An 18,795-nucleotide genomic window follows, 5' to 3' on the forward strand; every position below is an offset into this window, starting at 1 on the left:
TTAGGACACTTCCCAAAAGGGGAAAACATCAGTGGTACTAAATAAAAAATATCCGTGTATTTGTGGCTAACTCTTCAAGCAAAATACTTACAAACAAAGACAATCTTCAAATTCTACAAGAAGACAATCACATTATTGTGGTTAATAAACGTGCTGGTGATATTGTGCAAGGTGACAAAACTGGCGACCAACCTCTAAATGAGATTGTAAAAACCTATATAAAAGACAAATACAATAAACCAGGAAATGTTTACTTAGGTGTGGTTCATCGTTTAGATAGACCTACTACTGGTATCGTTCTTTTCTCTAAAACCAGTAAAGCCTTACCAAGGCTAAACAAATTATTTGCTGAAAAGAAAGCAAAAAAAACATATTGGGCTTTGGTAAAAAACCAACCACCTAATGAGGAAGGCAGATTAATTCATTGGTTAAAAAAGAATCCTAAAAACAATAAATCAACCGCTTATAACAAAGAGGTTGAAGGCAGTAAAAAAGCAATCTTAAACTATAAGATTCTAAAAAAACTAGACCACTTCTTTTTATTAGAAATAGATTTAGAAACTGGTAGACACCACCAAATACGTTGCCAATTATCTAAAATTGGTTGCCCAATTAAAGGAGATTTAAAATACGGATTTGCAAGAAGCAATAAAGATGCTAGCATAAGTCTACATGCTAGACGCTTAGAGTTTACACATCCTGTAAAAAAAGAAAAGATAGCTATAACAGCTCCTTTACCAAATGATGCGTTATGGCAAGCTTGTAAAGCTTAAACCTGCCTATAAGGATACTTTAGTTTTAGCGTTGTACCATTATTCTTTTGAGACTCTAATTGAAATTGGGCATTAATTAATTCAGCACGTTTTTTCATATTCGTCATTCCTGCACCTTGCTGTACACGTTTTGTATCAAAACCAACACCATTATCTTTAACATTAATATTAAGCCTTTCTGGTGTATAATCTAGATCAACTTTTAGAGAATCTGCTTCAGCATATTTTAAGGTATTTGAGAAAAACTCTTGCAGAATTCTAAATAAAATAATTTCATCTTTTTGGTTTTCTAAATTTGCCTTTTCGCCATTAACATTAAGAACAGCTTCTATTAAACCAGATTTATTTAAACGGTTTATTTCATTCTGTAAAGTAGCTTCTAAGCCTAAATTAAAAATTACATCGCTATTTAAAGACCTAGATAATGCTCTAACTTCTGCTAAACTTTCTTTTAAAGCTTCTGAAGCATTACCCACTTTAGACTTAACATCATCTCCAGCAACTTTTACCACACTATTCATCTGCATTGATGCAAAAGCCAGCAACTGTCCAACATTATCGTGTAATTCTCTCCCAACGTGCATTAAAGTTTCTTCTTGTATTTCTTGTTGGGTTTTGGTAAGCTCTTCCTCAAACGCTTGTTTCTGCTTTATTTGCTCTACAAGCAGTTGATTTTTTCTTTTTTGAAATACTGTAAAAAAGACTACAAATGTACCAACCAACACTAAAGTAAAGAAAATAACATAAGTAATTAAAGCGATTTCTTCAGCTTTAATTTCTTCTTGTGATATAGTGAAAATAAGAAAGCAAAAACGTAACATGAGTATAGTATTATATTAGATACAGAAAGGGTTATACGCCTAAAATCAATAAAATCAGGATTTATAGTGCTAAAATATTCATTATAAAAAAACAACGGTGTCATACAAATGTAAAATAACATCATTGCTATACAAATATAGAAAACATGAGATTTATAAAAATTTAGAATTTCATCACTCTGTACAAGCTCTCTAAGATACATTAGTACCATGGCAAAAAGAGCAATTGTAAAAATAGCCATATCATATTCAATAATCGTTTTAAAAAAACTTCCGCTAATAACATGATATAACACAAAAAAACTAAAGCTTAACCAAAATACTACATTTATAGTCTTGTGCGAAAACTTTGTATGTGTATTCCTTTTTATAAAAATCCAAAATAGCAATATGGTACCAGGATCATATATATTATAAATCCAAGTATTTCTTCTCATAAACGAGTGTTCTAACCAATTAATTAGCGTATTATCTACTCTACCATACAAATAAGGATACATAGCTAAAGTTTCTATAACAACAACAAACCATAAATACCATACAAATGGTCTTATGGCTTGTTCTTTAGTTTTAAACCAAAAATAAGAACCCGACAAAGCAGCAAATAACTCGAATAAATGAATTAAAATCAATTCTAGTTCTAGTTCTAATTTCATGCTATATATGATGAATTCTGTTAGATGAAACCGCTAATGATAAATCTAACGGTTTCTATACAAATTTAATAAAGGATTAAAGTTTAATTTTTTTCTTGTGATATAGTGAAAAGAAAAATGCAAAAACGTAACATGAGTATAGTATTATATTAGACACTGTAAGGGCAACACGTCTAAAATCAATAAAATCAGGATTTATAGTGCTAATATATTCACTATAAAAAAACAACGGTGTCATACAAATGTAAAACAACAACGTTACTATGCAAATATAGAAAACATGAGATTTGTAGAAATTTAGAATTTCATCACTTTGTAAAAGTTCTCTAAAATACATCATTACCATAGCAAAAATAGTAAATGTAAAAATAGCCACATCATATTCATTGATTGATTTAAAAAAATTACCATTAACAATCAAATACAAAATGTAAATCACAAAAAAACTAAAACTGAACCAAAACACTACATTTATAATTTTGTGTGAAAATTTTGTACTTGTATTTTTTTTTATAAAAATCCTAAATAGTATTATAGTGCCCACATTATAGAAATGATAGATCCAAGAATTTTGCCTCATAAACGAGTGTTCTAACCAATTAATTAGCGTATTATCTACTCTACCATACAAATAAGGATACATAGCTAAAGTTTCTATAACAACAACAAACCACAAATACCATACAAATGGCCTTATGGCTTGTTCTTTAGTTTTAAACCAAAAATAAGAACCCGACAAAGCAGCAAATAACTCAAATAAATAAATTAGAATCAGTTCTAGTTCTAGTTCTAACTTCATGGCTATATATTAGGATGAATTCTGTTAGACGAAACCACTAATGATAAATCTAACGGTTTTCCATACAAATTTAATAAAGGATTTAAATTTTATTGTGGATAATTGGCACTTGGAGGCACTCCACCTTGACCTCGATTCAACCCATTAGCTCCAATTATATCTGAGCTAGAGCCACCACCATCTTTACCCAAGCTATCACTTGTCGTAGGAATAATAAATGATGTAGAATACCCAGCTTTTTCTTTTTCTTCAGGATAAGCACCACAATAAATACGTATACCATCCATTTCATAGCCTAGCTCTTTAGCTTGTGCTTTGGCATACGCTAAAAAAGATTCTATCTCTTCTAAAGAATACCATGAAGAACGATTATCTGGTCGTTTAGTAATGTCTTTGCTTATAAGCTCATGTCTTTCAGAATAAGCATTATTCAATTCTTTCGCCTCATCTGGCGTAATTAAACCTTTTGGACTTTTCATTGTTTGTTAGTTTTTAGAAATAAAAGTTAGTATAGAATGTACTAACTAAGGGTTTTAACCTAAAAGTATACAATTTATTATAGACTACAAGTTTTTATTATAATTTTTCTCACTTTTATTCCTTTAGTCTAATTCTTACTTTGTCACCTTCCTTTTTTTGAGCTAATATATTTATGGCTTTTTCGGTTAATTGCAGTACTCTTGGGTAACCTCCTGTAGTTTGGCAATCTCGCATTAATACTATTAAATTTCCTTTTGGTGTTAATTGCACAGTTCCTGGTAAAACTGGTGAGGTTAAAATTGGTTTTAGACTATTTGTAATAAGAGACTCTAACTGATATGCCATTCTATTATTAAACTTTGAAATGTTCAATTGGCTGTTGCATAAAATTTGTTGTTGACTATTGGTTAAATTATTAAACTCTCGTCCTTTGTAAGCTTCTACAGTATAATTAAACAAAAATGAGTTTTCATATTTGACCAAAGCGTTAGGTTCACTAAAACCATCTTCTAACCTTAAATATTCTAACAAATCATTTTCGCTTATTGTTGGATTTAGAGTAATGGGTAAGTACATGCTTCTACTATTAAGTATCTTCTTAGATGTTATTCCTCCTTTTACTGCCAAATAACACCTAAAACCCTTTTTAACTCTCCCAAAGCTCAATATATCATTAGCTTTAATGGTTATAATTCTATTCTGTTGAATCGGACGACCATTCAATTTTGGGCACATATTTGCTCCAGAAACAGCAATTAAAGTAGGTTCTAAAAACTGAAATGTTGCGCCAAGCATGGTCATTTCAATCACAGCAGCATCTTTACTATTTCCTAACAATGCATTAGCAAACTGACTCGAATATAAATCCATAGCTCCAGAAACAGGAACACCAAACGCTCTAAACCCAAAACGACCAGTATCTTGAACCGTAGAATAAAAACCAGATTTTAAAACTTTAAGCATTAGGTTGAATTTGTTTTAACTGAAATGAAGATGAGACAACTTGCTGCTTTAAATCTTGATATTCTAATTTGCAGATGGGCTTAAATTTTAACTGATCACCTGCTTGAATTTGACATGGTGGATTAAAATTTGGATGGAATAAATCTATTGGTGTTTTACCAATAATATGCCATCCGCCTGGACTATCTTGAGGATAAATTCCGGTTTGGTTTCCACCAATAGCAACTGACCCTTTTTTAACGTTAAAACTTGGTGTTGATTTTCGGTCTAAATGCAACCTTTCATCTAGTTCTCCTAAGTATAAAAAACCTGGTAAAAAGCCTATAAAAAAAACAGTGTAAACAACGTTAGAATGAAGCTTTATAATTTCTGATATTGACAGCTTTTTTTCTTTAGAAAAAGTTTCTAAATCTACAGCAAATTCTTTATCATAGCACACAGGAATTTCCCAAATTTTAAAACTTTCATTAAAATCATTATCTTGATCTTCATAAATTGATTTTAATTCAAATATTTCACCATTGACGTTATCAATAGTTGATTTGTAAATTATTAATAATGAATTATATCCAAAGACTAATTCAACTATTTCTTTAATACATTTGTTTTGAATGTGTTTTTTGAAATTTAATATATTTTTTAGAAGATCTTTATCAATAACACTTGGCCATTCTATTAAAATAGAGCGTTCATTATAACGTGAATATCGTAACTTGTAATGCATAAAAAACTATTGAATTTTCACACCATTTTTCGGCAATTCTTTGTTTAAATATTTAAGAATTTTTAATGCATTTTTTGTGTCACCATGCACACAAAATGTCGATGCTTTTATAGGCACTTCCACTCTATTTATCGTCATTACTTTTTGCTGCTTCACCATCCTTAAAACATGGTTTAAAACCACCTCTTTTTCATTCAAAACAGCATAGTTATTTTCTCTAGAAACCAATGATAAATCTTCATTGTAATTTCTATCAGCAAAGCCTTCATAAGTCACTTGAAGCTTTTCGTCTAATGCTAATTTTGCAAAAACAGATTGGTAAGGCACATACAGTTTTACAGGCAAGGCTATACTTTTTATAACCTCAATAATAACATTAGCTGTTTTTTCGTCTTTAGCAGCTAAATTATATAGAGCTCCATGAGGTTTTATATGATGTAGTTGGCGGTTTTCATTGTAAAGCACAGATTGCAAAGTTCTTATCTGCTGTTTTAAAGCCGTATATAAATCTGCTGCAGACATGTTTACAATAGTTCTTCCAAAATTTTCTTTATCAGGAAACGAAGGATGCGCACCAATCTTTACCTTATGTTTTTTAGCTAGTTTTACAATAGTAGTCATTGTTTGCAAATCACCTGCATGTCCACCACAAGCAATATTGCACGAAGACAAATACTGCATTAATTGCGACTCGTTATTTAAGCCTTCACCTACATCTGCATTGATATCTATTGAATAACCATTCATTACAATTACACTAAATTAAAAACACTAAGTATTCCTTTAACACCCAAAACTAAAGTAATAAGCACAATAACAAACCCTAAACCATTTTGAAACAACGAGTTTTTATATGTTCCTAAGACTGAAGTTTTATTCATAATCCAAAGTAAAAATCCTGCTATTATTGGCAACAATAAGCCATTTGTAACTTGAGCAAATTTGATAATCTGTATGGATTTAAAACCTATTGACGAAAACAACACTCCTAAAGTTAAGATAAACAACCAAACCATCCTAAATTTAAACGACTTAAGGTTAGAATGCCAACCTAAACAACCACTTGCCACAAATGCTGCTGCTAAAGGAGCTGTAATAGCACTTGTTATACCTGCTGCAAACAACCCAATAGCTAAAAAGTATTTAGCATTAACTCCAAATAAAGGCTCTAAACCTTTAGCTAAATCTGAAGCATTAGCAATACTTTGTGACTGAATTGCAGAAGCCGAAATAATAATACACATAGATACTACACCACCTAAAACAACTGCTATTACAGTATCTTTTCTTGCGTAAACTAAATCTGTTTTATTCTTCCATTTAGATTTTGCTAAAGACGCATGCAAAAAGAGATTATAAGGCACTACAGTAGTACCAATGAGTCCGATTATAGTTAATATACCTTTTTCTGGTATACGAGGCAGAAAAACACCTTTTAGAAGCTCCACAACGCTTGGCTTTGTAATGAACGCTGTAATTATAAATGCTAAACTCATTAAAACAACTAAAACAACCAGTGTTCTTTCTAAGATTTTATAATTACCTATATACAAGATAACAAAAGCACAAATACCTATTACCAAAGGCATTATTTTAATTTTATAATCTAATATAACCGTTGATGCATCTCCGAAAAGTGTTTCTAAACCCAAAGCACCTCCACTTATGTTTCCGGCTTCATAAGCTGCATTACCAACAACTATAGCACTAATAATCAAAAACAACGCGAGACCTTTTACAAATGGGTGTTTTATTTCTTCTCTTATAATTTCTGATAGTCCCTTTTGAGAAACAACTCCCAATCGCGCTGCCATTTCTTGCAAAACAATAGTGGCTATAACAGATAAAACCATTGCCCAAAGCAATGCATATCCAAAATTAACTCCTGCTAAAGTGCAAACCGTTACTGTTCCTGGTCCAATAAAAGCAGCAGCAACTAATGGTCCTGGACCAATATTTTTAAACCAATTTTTAATCACGAGCTACAGAATTCAACGCATAAATTGCAAAACTACCCAACCAATGACCACCTTCGTAACTATCTCCTACGATGCTTGGTAACGAGTAGTTAATGTGTTGATTGGCTATGTTTTTAAGATGTGTGTAATCTGGTAAATCTTTAGCAATGTAATTTAAACTCCAAGCTCTAGAAAAGTTAACACCATCGAGATGCACTAACTTGCCATCTGTTCTATCAGACACCTTTCCTGTTTCTATTTTAAAAGATTTTTCTTTTAGCTGAGGCAAAAACTTATCCATCCAAACTTTAAATTCTTCAGTAGCTAAAATTCGTTTCATTAATGCTGCTTCCTCTAAACAAGGTGACAAAAAATCGAAGCCGCTTGGCTCCCAACCTAATGGACAAGCTTCATCATCACCATAAAAATATTTAGCTCTTTGCTCTATAAGTGATTTTAATTCTGGATGATTTACTGTTACTGCATAATCATAAGCAAAACTTAGTCCGAATGCTGTATTAGGATGCTCACCTACTCTAATTGGATAATTTAATTTTGGAAGAAACTCTAAATAACGTGCTACTATTAAATCGGTTAAAGGTTGAAGGTTATTCTCTACTTTTCTAGCAATCTCATGATCCCATTTATGTAATTCTTCAGCCAACTTTAACAACCAAGCCCAACCATAAGTACGCTCATAAGATTTGTTGTGTTTGCCCTTAAAATAATCTATTTCTTTTAGAATATTGTCTTTTGAAATACTAGAAAGCAACCATTCGTTAATCTCTGTTTGTTTTTCAAGCTCTGAAAACTGACGCATTAAACTCACCAAACTCCAATGACCATGTACAGCAGAATGCCAATCAAAACAACCATAAAACGCTGGATGCAATGCTTTGGGCGACTGTAAATCTTCACCACTTCCTAAAACCTGACCAAGTTTGTTTGGATATTCCGTATCTACACAAGCCAATGGCAATTCTGCTAAACGATTGGCTTGTTCTAAGTTTAATATCGGTGCTTTTACAATTTCAATTTCAGTAGCATCAACAGATGTGCTCTCTTGGTTTTCCTTAGAATTTTTACAATTAGATAATAAAATCAAAAAAAACAATAGCTTATAATATCGCATACTTTAATAGTTTGTTAGTCTAGTAAAAATACGCTAAAAAGTGGTTTTGCAGAAAATGATGTTCTAAGCTTATGAATTATAAGCGAATTGCAATACTAAAAATCTGCTATTATTCATCATTCATTAAAGTTTGAATTGCAATCCGAATAAAAGCCTAAACTGTGTGTTTTTAAAATCCTGAACCTTTGTATCTATTGGTTTTTGAAAATAATTATAGCTTGGTTCTACAAACAAAATTGCTTTCTTAGTAAGATTATAAGACAAATTTGAGTTTATTAACGCACCAAACACTGTACTACTTACACCTAAATTTTCACCAATTTCTTCATCGTTGAGATAGGCTTTGTTTTTTGCTATAAAATTTACATTACCACCAAAACCAAGAGCAACACCAAACCTATTTTTAGAGATTATTTTATACGAAATTTCTAATGGCACCTGAATATAATCTAACTGCTGTTGCAACGTTCCATTTTCGGTAATCTCATCAGGCGATGATAATGTATCAGCAAATTCTGGTGATCCAAAAAACAAAACAGATTCATCATTTACAATATTCAGGCTATTTTCTGTAGAAAATGAATTTCCCAAACCTACACTTGCACTAGCATAAGCAATATTATTAATTTCTTGCCCTAAACTATTTTTACCAATACCTGTTTTAACAATTAACCTATCTGAAACAGCATAACCAACCTTAAAGGCATAAACAAAATCATTCTGTGCTGTTGTATTTATTGACGCACCTTGCAAAGATGCATCTGAAACAGTATTAGATAATCCTCCCAAAACTTCTACAGACCATTTAGCAGCATGTGCGGCTTTAACACTTAAAGTATCGCTCTCGTTGTTGTTTTCCGCCATTAACTCTTTAGCTATATCCAATTCTACATCTGCTTTGGCTTTAGAAATAGAATCATTAACAGCAATTGCTGTTTCTTTTTCATTATCTATTATGCTTTTATTATCGCTTTTTAAATTAACAGCATCTTTAATATTGCGTTTAAGGCTTTTATCTTTTGCAATATTTTGCGCATAATTTTCTGTTACATTAGGCTTTTCGGTGGTTTTATTAAAATTTTCCTCTTTTTGCTGTTTGGTGAATTTCTCAATACGCCTGTTCTTATTTTGTTTATCTGAAAAATCGCTGTTTACTAATTGATCTTTACTCGTTGATTGCTGTAAAAGATTTTTAGCTTCATTTGTTATTGCATCAAAAGAATCTTTAGTTGTTTCATTTGTAATAAGTTCTTCAACTACTTTAATAGGTTGCGACTCTACACTATTCGCTTCTATTGTATCCATAGAGTGCTCTACATCCGAAATTTCCTTAATCGGCTTATTATTCTCAGCTGAATTAGTAAGCATATACCCAACAAAAACTATCAGTATAGCTGCAGCAGATCCCCAAAACCAGAAAATTCCTCGTCGTTTCTTTTTAGGAAGAAGCCTTGCTTCTATATTATCCCACAATTCTTTAGGAGGCTCCTTAGAATAGGTTTTTAGTTCGCCATATATATCTTCTATATCATCCTTCTTCATGACACTTTTTACTTAATTCCTCATTAATTTTTACCCTTAATATGCTTTTTGCTCTACTTAACAACGATTTTGAAGTTCCTATTGCTATATTCAATTTTGTTGATATTTCCTTATGACTATAACCCTCAAAAACAAAGAGATTGAATATCATTCTATAATTATCTGGCAATTGTTGTATATACTTTAATAATCTATCTTGAGGCACATAAACATCAACGGTATTAGTAGAGACTTCAACACTATTATCTTCATTAGCATCTTCTATTGCAATATATAATTGACGTTGTTTTTTTCGCAACACCTCTAACGCTTCATTTACAAAAATGCGTTTTGCCCAGCCCTCAAAACTTCCTTTAAATTTGTATTGGTCAATCTTTTGAAAAAGAATAATAAAGGCATCTTGAAACACATCATCAGCTTCGGTTTTATTTTTCATATACTTTAAACAAATACCATACAACACAGGAGAAAGCAACGTGTATAATTCGCGTTGCCCTTCCCGATTTTTATCCACACATTTTTGTATGAGTATTCGTAGTTTATTATCCAAGCTGGTATTAATCTATATATTTACCGATAAGATTAAATTCATTAATTACTAACAACATCCATAGACTTCATCACCTTTTTATGAAGTTTTCACAATAAGGTATTTAAAATTGAACTGTACTAATAAGCTCTAGCCCAAAGTTATCAGCATAATTGTACTGATGAATTACATTTTCTCCAACAGAAATAAGGTGAGACGACAACGGAATAACATCTTTTGCTTCAACATTGTAGGTGTTTTCCAATACTATCGCATTAGGATTTTGCGCATTAAACACGTTTATACCCATATCATTACACACATATAAGACCTCATCTTTAACACCTAAACCATAAGGGCTAGATAAAAAGTAAGTTGAATATTCTACTGGCGACGTAATGTCTGAAACATCAATAACATTAACCTGATCTTCAATTGCTCCACAACTATTTCCACCTCTAACTGTAATATACGCTGTATCTTCTTCAACAACTACAGGATCACAACCTGTTGCATGCAAAAAAGACGATGTATAAGTTGGATTAAATTCATCTTGTAAACCAACAATATGCATACCATTTGTTGCACCAATAAACATATATTCCTTTCTAATAAATGTTGTCTCTAACTCACCACCAAACCAACTTTCCATCCAAGTTTCTGAAACTTGAGTAATTGCACTATAGTTTGTAATGTCATAGGTTAATAATGAATAATCACTTATAGTGTAAAGCGCATTATTAAAAATCTGAAACTTAGCATATGAACCACCTACACCAACTTCATTTGATAAAGCTAATCCATCAAAATTACCTAAGAAAATATCAGAATTCCAACCATAGATATCAGGATTGTTTTCAGCCTCTTCCCTTTCCATATATACTGTGTCATAATAAGCAACAAATTCATCGTTATCTGTTGGATAAACATTAGACTGATAATATAATACTTCATTAGGAAACGTTGCATAATATGGCAGTATATCTTCTTCTACATTAACCATTTGAATGTTTGACAAATCACTAATATCAAAGACTACCAAATCCATAAAATTATCTGCATACAAAATATTATTCTTTACAGAAATATCATTAACTCCTTCTAATTGGATAAATGCTAAATTTTGTGGTGATGCAGGATTTTGATTATTAAAAATATGTATACCTGAGTTTTGTGCTATATAAAACAACAGATCTGTATAAACATATATTTTTCCATCAGAGTTTGTTGTTTGTGCACTTTCTATAGAAATTGAATTTCTAAACTCTGACTTGTTCATTATCACAGGAACTGTTACAGCAACCGGATCTACAAATTCAGTGGTATCATCATCTTTATCGCAGTTGGTTAATTGAAAACATACTGCAATTAAAAGAACTAAAGGGAAAATTTTATACTTCATAACAACTATTTTATTATAAGATGAAAAAAATACAAAAGGTTGCAGTTAGCTTTGAAAAAATATTCGTTAATCTGTAATATTATGAGAATTCAATTCCTATTGATATTAATATAAGAGATTCCTGCGAAAGCAGGAATTGTTTAGCCCAACCAACCTTCTCTATCTAAACTTCTGTATTGAATAGCCTCGCTAATATGATTTCCGAACACACTTTCAGAGCCTTATAAATATAATATAGCTAACTAGTTTAATTAAACAACCTCTTATTATAGACAGTTTTCAAACACATTCTAATTTTAAAAAGCATATTATTCCTTTTTCATTAGGGTATCTAGATCTAACAATATCTTCGCCTTATCCACATTATAAGGAATAACCATTTTATTTTTATCATTAAACACAGAATATTCATTATTCTTCCGTACTAAAAAATATACTCCGTTAGTCACACCTAAATCTTTAGTAGTAAAATAATAATCTATTTCGTCATAATCTATGGGTAAAACCTCTTTTGAATTAAAATCAAATACACCATATTTTTGATTTAATTTAACAATCACGTATTTATCAGCTTCAGATTGATAGCTCTTATAATGCAATTGAATAATTTCATCATATATAGCTTCTAAAATTACTCTTTGATCATAAAAAAAACCTTCTTTTTTATCACTCACTAATAACATCCCTTTAGTTCTACCCAAAAAGCCCATCTCCTGAATATTGTCATAAATCATTGGAGCTACAATACTGTAATTTCTTCCAATTATCCCATACTTATTATTCTTTTGGGCTATGAAAATTTCATTTTTTAAATCAAAATATTTGATAAAATCATACTCTAATGGAACTAAAACATTGAAATTAGGATCAATAATTCCAGTTTTAGCATTCTTTGAAACTACATAGTGCTTAGATTCTTCGAAATTATTTACAAAATAATTATTACACTTTGCAAAATATCCTTCCCTCTTCTTCTTATAAAAAAAAGTATAACATTTAAATTTATCCTTTTCATCAACCATAATATATTTAGCCCTATAATTAAAGTAATAAAGGTGCTTAAATTTCTTTTTTTTATCTATTCTTTTCTTCTTCTTATCGTAAAAATAGAATGTAGAGTCATTATTAGAAATAGCTAAATCGTATTGCTCAACTCTTTTGAGCACATCATCAAAAGCAGCATACTGAGGTTCATAAAGATATATAGTATCCTTTACAGGTTTTTGAGAATAAACGAATTTAAACGATATAAGAAATAAGGCTATTATTGCTGAAAACTTATTAATCATACTCAAAAATTTTTTAGACAAAAATCATTTTTAATAATTAAAAATGGTAGTAAAATTAAAGAAACTTATTTTACCCCAACCAACCTTCTCTATCTAAACTTCTGTATTGAATAGCCTCGCTAATATGATTTCCGATCACACTTTCAGAGCCTTCTAAGTCTGCTATAGTCCTAGCAACTTTTAGAATTCTATCATAAGCTCTTGCTGATAGGTTTAAGCGTTCCATCGCAGATTTTAGTAACTGTAAGGATGCATCATCTAACTTACAGTATTCACGTATTTGTTTGGTATTCATCTGCGCATTATAATGCACATTTTCTAGATTTGAGAAACGTTGTGTTTGCAGCTCTCTTGCTAAAGTCACTCGCTTTCTTATGTCTACAGAAGATTCACCTTTTCTGTCATCAGATAGCTTTTCAAAAGGTACAGGAGTTACTTCAATATGTATGTCTATACGATCTAATAATGGTCCTGAAATCTTACTTAAATAGCGTTGCATTTCAGCAGGACTAGAGGTTACTGGAGCATCAGGATCGTTAAAATATCCTCCTGGACTCGGATTCATACTAGCCACCAACATAAAAGAACTTGGATACGTCACTGTAAATTTTGCTCTAGAAATCGTAACTTCTCTATCTTCTAAAGGCTGTCGCATCACCTCTAAAACTTCGCGTTTAAACTCTGGAAGCTCATCCAAAAACAACACACCATTATGCGATAAGGAAATTTCTCCTGGCTGCGGATAGCTTCCACCTCCGACTAAAGCAACGTTACTTATAGTATGATGAGGGCTACGAAACGGTCGTTGTGCCATTAATCCTGCATGTGCTTTAACTCGACCTACAACGGAATGAATTTTTGTAGTCTCTAAAGCTTCGTGCAAAGTCATTGGTGGCAAAATACTTGGCAATCGTTTTGCCAACATAGTTTTGCCAGAACCTGGTGGACCAATGAGAATGATATTATGACCTCCTGCTGCTGCAATTTCCATACAACGCTTAATACTTTCCTGTCCTTTGACATCTGCAAAATCAAACTCTGGAAAATCGAGATTTTTATAAAATTCTTCCCGTGTATTGATAACGGTTTCCTCTAATGATTCCCCTTTATCAAAATGATGAATAACCTGCATAATATTATCTACACCATAAACCTTTAAACCATCTACTATTGCTGCTTCTTTTGCATTTTGACTTGGCAGAATAAACCCTTTAAAGCTTTCTTCTCTAGCTTTAACTGCAATTGGCAAAGCTCCTTTTATGGGTTGCAAGCTTCCATCTAAAGATAATTCGCCCATAATGAGATAATCTTCTAAATCTTCAGCTTGTATTTGATTAGATGCCGCTAAAATGCCAATAGCCAAAGTTAAATCATAAGCACTGCCTTCTTTACGCAAATCGGCAGGAGCCATGTTTATAGTAATCTTCTTTCCTGGAATTCTATAACCGTTATTCTGAAGTGCAGCTGCAATACGATAATTACTCTCTTTTATAGCATTATCTGGCAATCCGACCAAATGATACCCAACTCCTTTATCTACATTAACCTCAACGGTAACCGTTGAAGCTTCAACACCAAAAACAGCACTAGCGAAAACTTTTTTTGAGCATAAATAATTGATTTGCTTAAAAGTAGAAAAAATGAAGTAAATAAAAAAAACCTTACAAAACATAATTTTGAAAGGTTTTTAAGCAACATACACATAATATGGTGCTCTATTAAATTCACATCTAATCTTCTACAAACTCATAGCGATAGAACAATGGCTAATGCTTTACAAACCTCTTAGCTGTTTTATAATTATCTGATTCTATTTCTAAGAAATATACACCTTTTGATAAACTTGAAATGTCTAAACTGTAATCTGCTATAGACATTTCTATCGTCTTTAAAGTTCTGCCATTAATATCATAAACCCTAAGTTTTTCTATAACTTTGTTTGAAGTAATCTTAATATTATTTTTTGCAGGATTTGGATATAATTTTATCGTTTCAATGTTGACATCAGTAATACTTAAGGGAGCTACAACTTCTGTATTAACTGTATTTGTAGTAATTGGAGTATTAAAATCAAAATAAATATCTGCTACTCCACTAATGATATCTCCTACTTCTACATCATTTTTTGGTTTAACTCTGAAAGCTATATAACCTTGCGACAATTCCTCACTATCGGATTGAGGCACAAGGTTAATATTATCATAGATAAACTCTACTTGATTATCATTAGTAATTTCTATACGATAATCATGACTAGATGATATAGGCTGAAGTGATGTCCAATCTAATTTTTCGTCCAACACATCTTCTATTCTAACATTAATGGCACTCGCCGTACCTGTATTTTGAAAGCGCACTATATAATCTAAATAATTAGCTGTTTCGTCTTCAAATATTGAAGTTCCCTGTAATACTTGTTTGTCGTTAGGATCAAAAGAGTTAACAACAATTTGTTCTAAATCATAAACATTATCATCTGGAGTATTATCTAAAATTATTGGTAAAACTACCGCATTAAGATTTATAATATCACCATCATTTACTGTTGGTGGTGGTAGAATATTAAATTCCAGATTAATTAAACGTGTTTCAAAAGGATTTAAATCTAAATAATCAATGGTTATACTATTTGAGGTTTGCGATGAAATAACAGCTGTAGTGCTAACAAAATTCATCATGGTCTCATCATAAGTCAAGGTTAAAGAACCATCTAATTGCGTGGTTCCATTATTATTTAAAGCTATTTGATAAGTGGCTTCAAAACCTGGTCTTGCAACATCAATAGGTATAATAGTTACATTAGCATCGTTTACAGTTTGTGTGGCTTCAATACAGAAATCGATGGTGTCAGCAGAATTATAATCAGTAAAAGTTGTAGAAGCAGACTCTGGTGAAACCGAAAAATAATCTGGTAATGCAGATTGCAGTGAAGTGAGATAGGTATTTGCAGTCACATAATTAACATAAGTACCACTAGCACTCGAAAATGTTGCAGTAGTATCTACAACACTAGCCGATTTTATCATTAGATTTTGCACTGTTAGATCTGCCATATCACAACCATTAGCATCTAAATCATAATATACATTACCTGTAATTTCATTTAGACAATCTTCCGTTACATTTATTTCCTGACTTGTAAGCGCTTGAATTCTAGCTGCCAAAAGATTATTAACATCATCCACACATATGGTATCTAAATTAGGAAGTCCTGGAAAAGTCGTTGAATAGAACTGATCGATATCATCATTTCCTCCACTCTTAAAATTCACATAAGTTAAATTTGGATTATTACCTATATAAAATATATTCATATTAGTGCTGTTACTTAAATCTAAAGTTTCTATTAATGTATTAGTACAATTTAATGTTCTTATATTAATATTCCTTAAATCTAAAACCGTTAGAGGATTGTTATAAGCAAACACATTCTTTAATGCTAAATTATTAGTAACATCTAAAGCCGTTAAATTATTATTTCCAACCGATAAACCTGTTAAAGCTGGCAAACCTGAAACATCTATTGTCGCTATGTTATTACTCGTTAAATTAAGAGATATTAGATTTGGATTGTTTCCCAAAACAACTTGCTCTGTACCGCCATAACTAGCATTTAAAGTCTCTAAAGTTAAAACACCAGACACATCTATAAGATCAATATTATTATAAGCGCAATTCAAACTTTCTAAAGCTGAAAAATCTTCAATACCTGTTAAATCTGTTATTAATGAACTATGAACATCTAATGCTGTAATAGTATTAATTTTACTTGTTGGAATTTCTCCATTAGATGGTGTAGAATCAAATCCTTGACTTATTAATTCTTGTTCAAACTTAATATCTGGAATTAAAGTTACAACAGAAGCTGCATCGCATTCTGCCTCTGTAGCAATCTGAGTAACAGCACCTCCTCTGTACCAATTAGCATAATTAATATTAGGATTATCTACAAACAAACAATACAATTTAGGATTGTACCTTAGTCTTAAGGCACTAAGAGAATTATTATTGCCATTTCTTAAATAAACAGATTCTAATAAATTATTTTCAATTTCTACATTAGTCAAATTAGGATTACTCTCTAAATCTACAGTAACTAACAGATTATCATTCAATTCTAAAACCTCAAGATTTGTATTCTGTGATACATCTATAGATGCCATTTGATTATCATTAAGTATTAAAGACGTTAAACCTGAAAGCATTGATGTATCAATTACTGACAAAGGTGATGATTGGCATTCAACAGATGCTAATACTGTATTATTAGAACCAAAAATAAGATTAGACACCTGACCGACAGAGCAATCTAACTCAGTAAGCAAAGTATTATTAGTTACATCTAATGTAGAAAAACCACCACTCGAACAATCTAGAGTCTCTAATAACGTATTATTAGAAATATCAAAAGTAGACAATTGCGTAAGCGAGTGTGCATTTAGAGTCTTTAAAGCTGTATTAGTACTTAAATCTAAACTCGTAAATTGGTTAATAGAACAATTTAATTCTTCTAGCTGCGTACAGTTATTTACATTAAGAGAAGTCATCTGCATATTAGTACAGCTCAACACTCTAAGATTAACATTACTAGACACATCTAAAGTGCTTAGAGGATTGCTACCAACATCAATTATTTCTAAAGCCGTATTGTTAGAAAAGTCTATAGCTGTAAGATCATTACCGTTTAAATCTATTTGTATCAATGCAATATTACTCGATAAATCTACTGTAATTAACTCATTATCGTCCGCTTCAATTTCTGTTGCATTAATAAAATACGCTATACCTGTTAAATCTGTTATTCTTCCGGTACTCCCATTTCCTCTTATTTTTAATTTGCCTGTTACAGCGGCAGCTTCAGCAACGGAGATTTCATTATCATTATCAGTATCAATCGTGGGATTGGATTGGTTAACCAATTTAGTTTTAAAATTAGCATCTGGAAAATTTATTATTTGACTCATTGAAGTTTGAGTAAACAAAAGCCCAAAGAATAGAATATAAATGTGTTTCATAAAATACATATAGTTTCTTCAAAAGTAGGAAATTATACGTATTCTATATGTTAAATATAAAATCTAAAGCACGCTTTTCGTTATAATACACATTCCCTTTATCGATAAACCCAACATGCCCTCCGCATTTAGGCATTTCTAAATAGAGATTTGGATTTTCTTTAGCTTCCTTAACAGGATAACATTCCGCAGATAAAAACGAATCGTTTAAGGCATTAATAATTAATGATGGCACTTTAATGTTTGGAAGAAACTGCAAACAGCTTGCCTTCTCGTAGTAATCATAAGCACCTTTAAAGCCATGTGCTTTAGAAGTGTATACATTATCAAAATCAATTAAACTTTTAATAGAAGTAAAGTCTTGCATGCTTATTTTATCTGGAAATTGCTCTAGCTTTGGCTTTAGTTTTTTCTTTAGATGATCTAAAAACCTAATGGCATAATGCTTATTCTTTAAGCTTAATAATTCATTGCAAGAGCCTTTTAAATAACATGGAACCGAAACCGCTACAACTGCTTGTATTGCTTTAGGTAATTCATCACGTTCACCCACATATTTTAATGCCATATTAGCACCAAGACTAATGCCTTTTATGTAAATATTATCGTAACCCTTTTCAACAATATGATTAACCACAGCTTCTAAATCTTCGGTAGCACCAGAATGATAACTTCGATATAATAAATTAGGCTCACCACTACAACCTCTAAA

At 31.3% G+C, this 18,795-nt stretch carries 17 protein-coding genes; 1 reads left to right on the forward strand and 16 read right to left on the reverse strand.

Features of this window, described 5'->3' with window-relative positions; genetic code table 11:
• Positions 1-62: 62 nt before the first annotated feature.
• Positions 63-773, forward strand: coding sequence for an RluA family pseudouridine synthase (locus N4A42_RS07735; RefSeq protein WP_294072343.1), 711 nt, complete (start codon positions 63-65; stop codon positions 771-773).
• Here N4A42_RS07735 and N4A42_RS07740 read toward each other — a convergent pair.
• The 16 genes from N4A42_RS07740 to N4A42_RS07815 form a co-directional block, all read right to left on the reverse strand.
• Positions 770-1,594: a sensor histidine kinase gene (locus N4A42_RS07740; RefSeq protein WP_294072346.1), complete on the reverse strand. Its 825-nt coding sequence runs from the start codon at positions 1,592-1,594 to the stop codon at positions 770-772. The genes N4A42_RS07735 and N4A42_RS07740 overlap by 4 nt on opposite strands.
• Entirely contained in the window at positions 1,525-2,250 is a 726-nt protein-coding gene (locus N4A42_RS07745; RefSeq protein WP_294072349.1) for a hypothetical protein, read from the reverse strand. Before N4A42_RS07745 ends, N4A42_RS07740 begins: the two co-directional genes overlap by 70 nt.
• A gap of 76 nt (positions 2,251-2,326) precedes the next feature.
• Positions 2,327-3,049, reverse strand: a complete 723-nt coding sequence (locus N4A42_RS07750; RefSeq protein WP_294072352.1) for a hypothetical protein — start codon at positions 3,047-3,049, stop codon at positions 2,327-2,329.
• A gap of 89 nt (positions 3,050-3,138) precedes the next feature.
• Entirely contained in the window at positions 3,139-3,528 is a 390-nt protein-coding gene (locus N4A42_RS07755; protein WP_294072355.1) for a hypothetical protein, read from the reverse strand.
• Positions 3,529-3,643: 115 nt separating this feature from the next.
• The gene (locus N4A42_RS07760) at positions 3,644-4,492 is read right to left on the reverse strand and encodes a biotin-dependent carboxyltransferase family protein (protein ID WP_294072358.1); all 849 of its coding nucleotides are present in this window, start codon (positions 4,490-4,492) and stop codon (positions 3,644-3,646) included.
• The gene (gene pxpB / locus N4A42_RS07765) at positions 4,485-5,216 is read right to left on the reverse strand and encodes a 5-oxoprolinase subunit PxpB (protein ID WP_294072361.1); all 732 of its coding nucleotides are present in this window, start codon (positions 5,214-5,216) and stop codon (positions 4,485-4,487) included. The genes N4A42_RS07760 and pxpB overlap by 8 nt, the downstream gene beginning before the upstream one ends.
• A gap of 6 nt (positions 5,217-5,222) precedes the next feature.
• On the reverse strand, positions 5,223-5,963 hold the full coding sequence (gene pxpA / locus N4A42_RS07770) for a 5-oxoprolinase subunit PxpA (protein ID WP_294072364.1): 741 nt from the start codon (positions 5,961-5,963) through the stop codon (positions 5,223-5,225).
• A gap of 5 nt (positions 5,964-5,968) precedes the next feature.
• The gene (locus N4A42_RS07775; RefSeq protein WP_294072367.1) at positions 5,969-7,195 is read right to left on the reverse strand and encodes an Nramp family divalent metal transporter; all 1,227 of its coding nucleotides are present in this window, start codon (positions 7,193-7,195) and stop codon (positions 5,969-5,971) included.
• Positions 7,188-8,306, reverse strand: coding sequence for a DUF2891 domain-containing protein (locus N4A42_RS07780; RefSeq protein ID WP_294072370.1), 1,119 nt, complete (start codon positions 8,304-8,306; stop codon positions 7,188-7,190). Before N4A42_RS07780 ends, N4A42_RS07775 begins: the two co-directional genes overlap by 8 nt.
• 123 nt (positions 8,307-8,429) lie before the next feature.
• Positions 8,430-9,848 (reverse strand): hypothetical protein, encoded by a 1,419-nt coding sequence (locus N4A42_RS07785; protein WP_294072373.1) that lies wholly within the window; start codon positions 9,846-9,848, stop codon positions 8,430-8,432.
• A complete protein-coding gene (locus N4A42_RS07790) occupies positions 9,835-10,362 on the reverse strand; it encodes a sigma-70 family RNA polymerase sigma factor (RefSeq protein ID WP_294072376.1) in 528 nt (175 codons plus the stop codon). Before N4A42_RS07790 ends, N4A42_RS07785 begins: the two co-directional genes overlap by 14 nt.
• Before the next feature lie 139 nt (positions 10,363-10,501).
• A complete protein-coding gene (locus N4A42_RS07795) occupies positions 10,502-11,779 on the reverse strand; it encodes a hypothetical protein (protein ID WP_294072379.1) in 1,278 nt (425 codons plus the stop codon).
• 308 nt (positions 11,780-12,087) lie between these two features.
• The gene (locus tag N4A42_RS07800) at positions 12,088-13,068 is read right to left on the reverse strand and encodes a WG repeat-containing protein (protein ID WP_294072385.1); all 981 of its coding nucleotides are present in this window, start codon (positions 13,066-13,068) and stop codon (positions 12,088-12,090) included.
• Between the two features lie 70 nt (positions 13,069-13,138).
• Positions 13,139-14,740 (reverse strand): YifB family Mg chelatase-like AAA ATPase, encoded by a 1,602-nt coding sequence (locus N4A42_RS07805; RefSeq protein WP_294072388.1) that lies wholly within the window; start codon positions 14,738-14,740, stop codon positions 13,139-13,141.
• A gap of 94 nt (positions 14,741-14,834) precedes the next feature.
• Positions 14,835-18,032, reverse strand: coding sequence for a T9SS type A sorting domain-containing protein (locus tag N4A42_RS07810; protein WP_294072391.1), 3,198 nt, complete (start codon positions 18,030-18,032; stop codon positions 14,835-14,837).
• Between the two features lie 94 nt (positions 18,033-18,126).
• Positions 18,127-18,795 (reverse strand): alpha/beta fold hydrolase (locus N4A42_RS07815; RefSeq protein WP_294072394.1); only part of this gene is annotated, 669 nt, incomplete at its 5' end.

Origin of the sequence: Winogradskyella sp., assembly GCF_025210595.1 — a bacterium.
Classification (GTDB): Bacteria; Bacteroidota; Bacteroidia; order Flavobacteriales; family Flavobacteriaceae; genus Winogradskyella.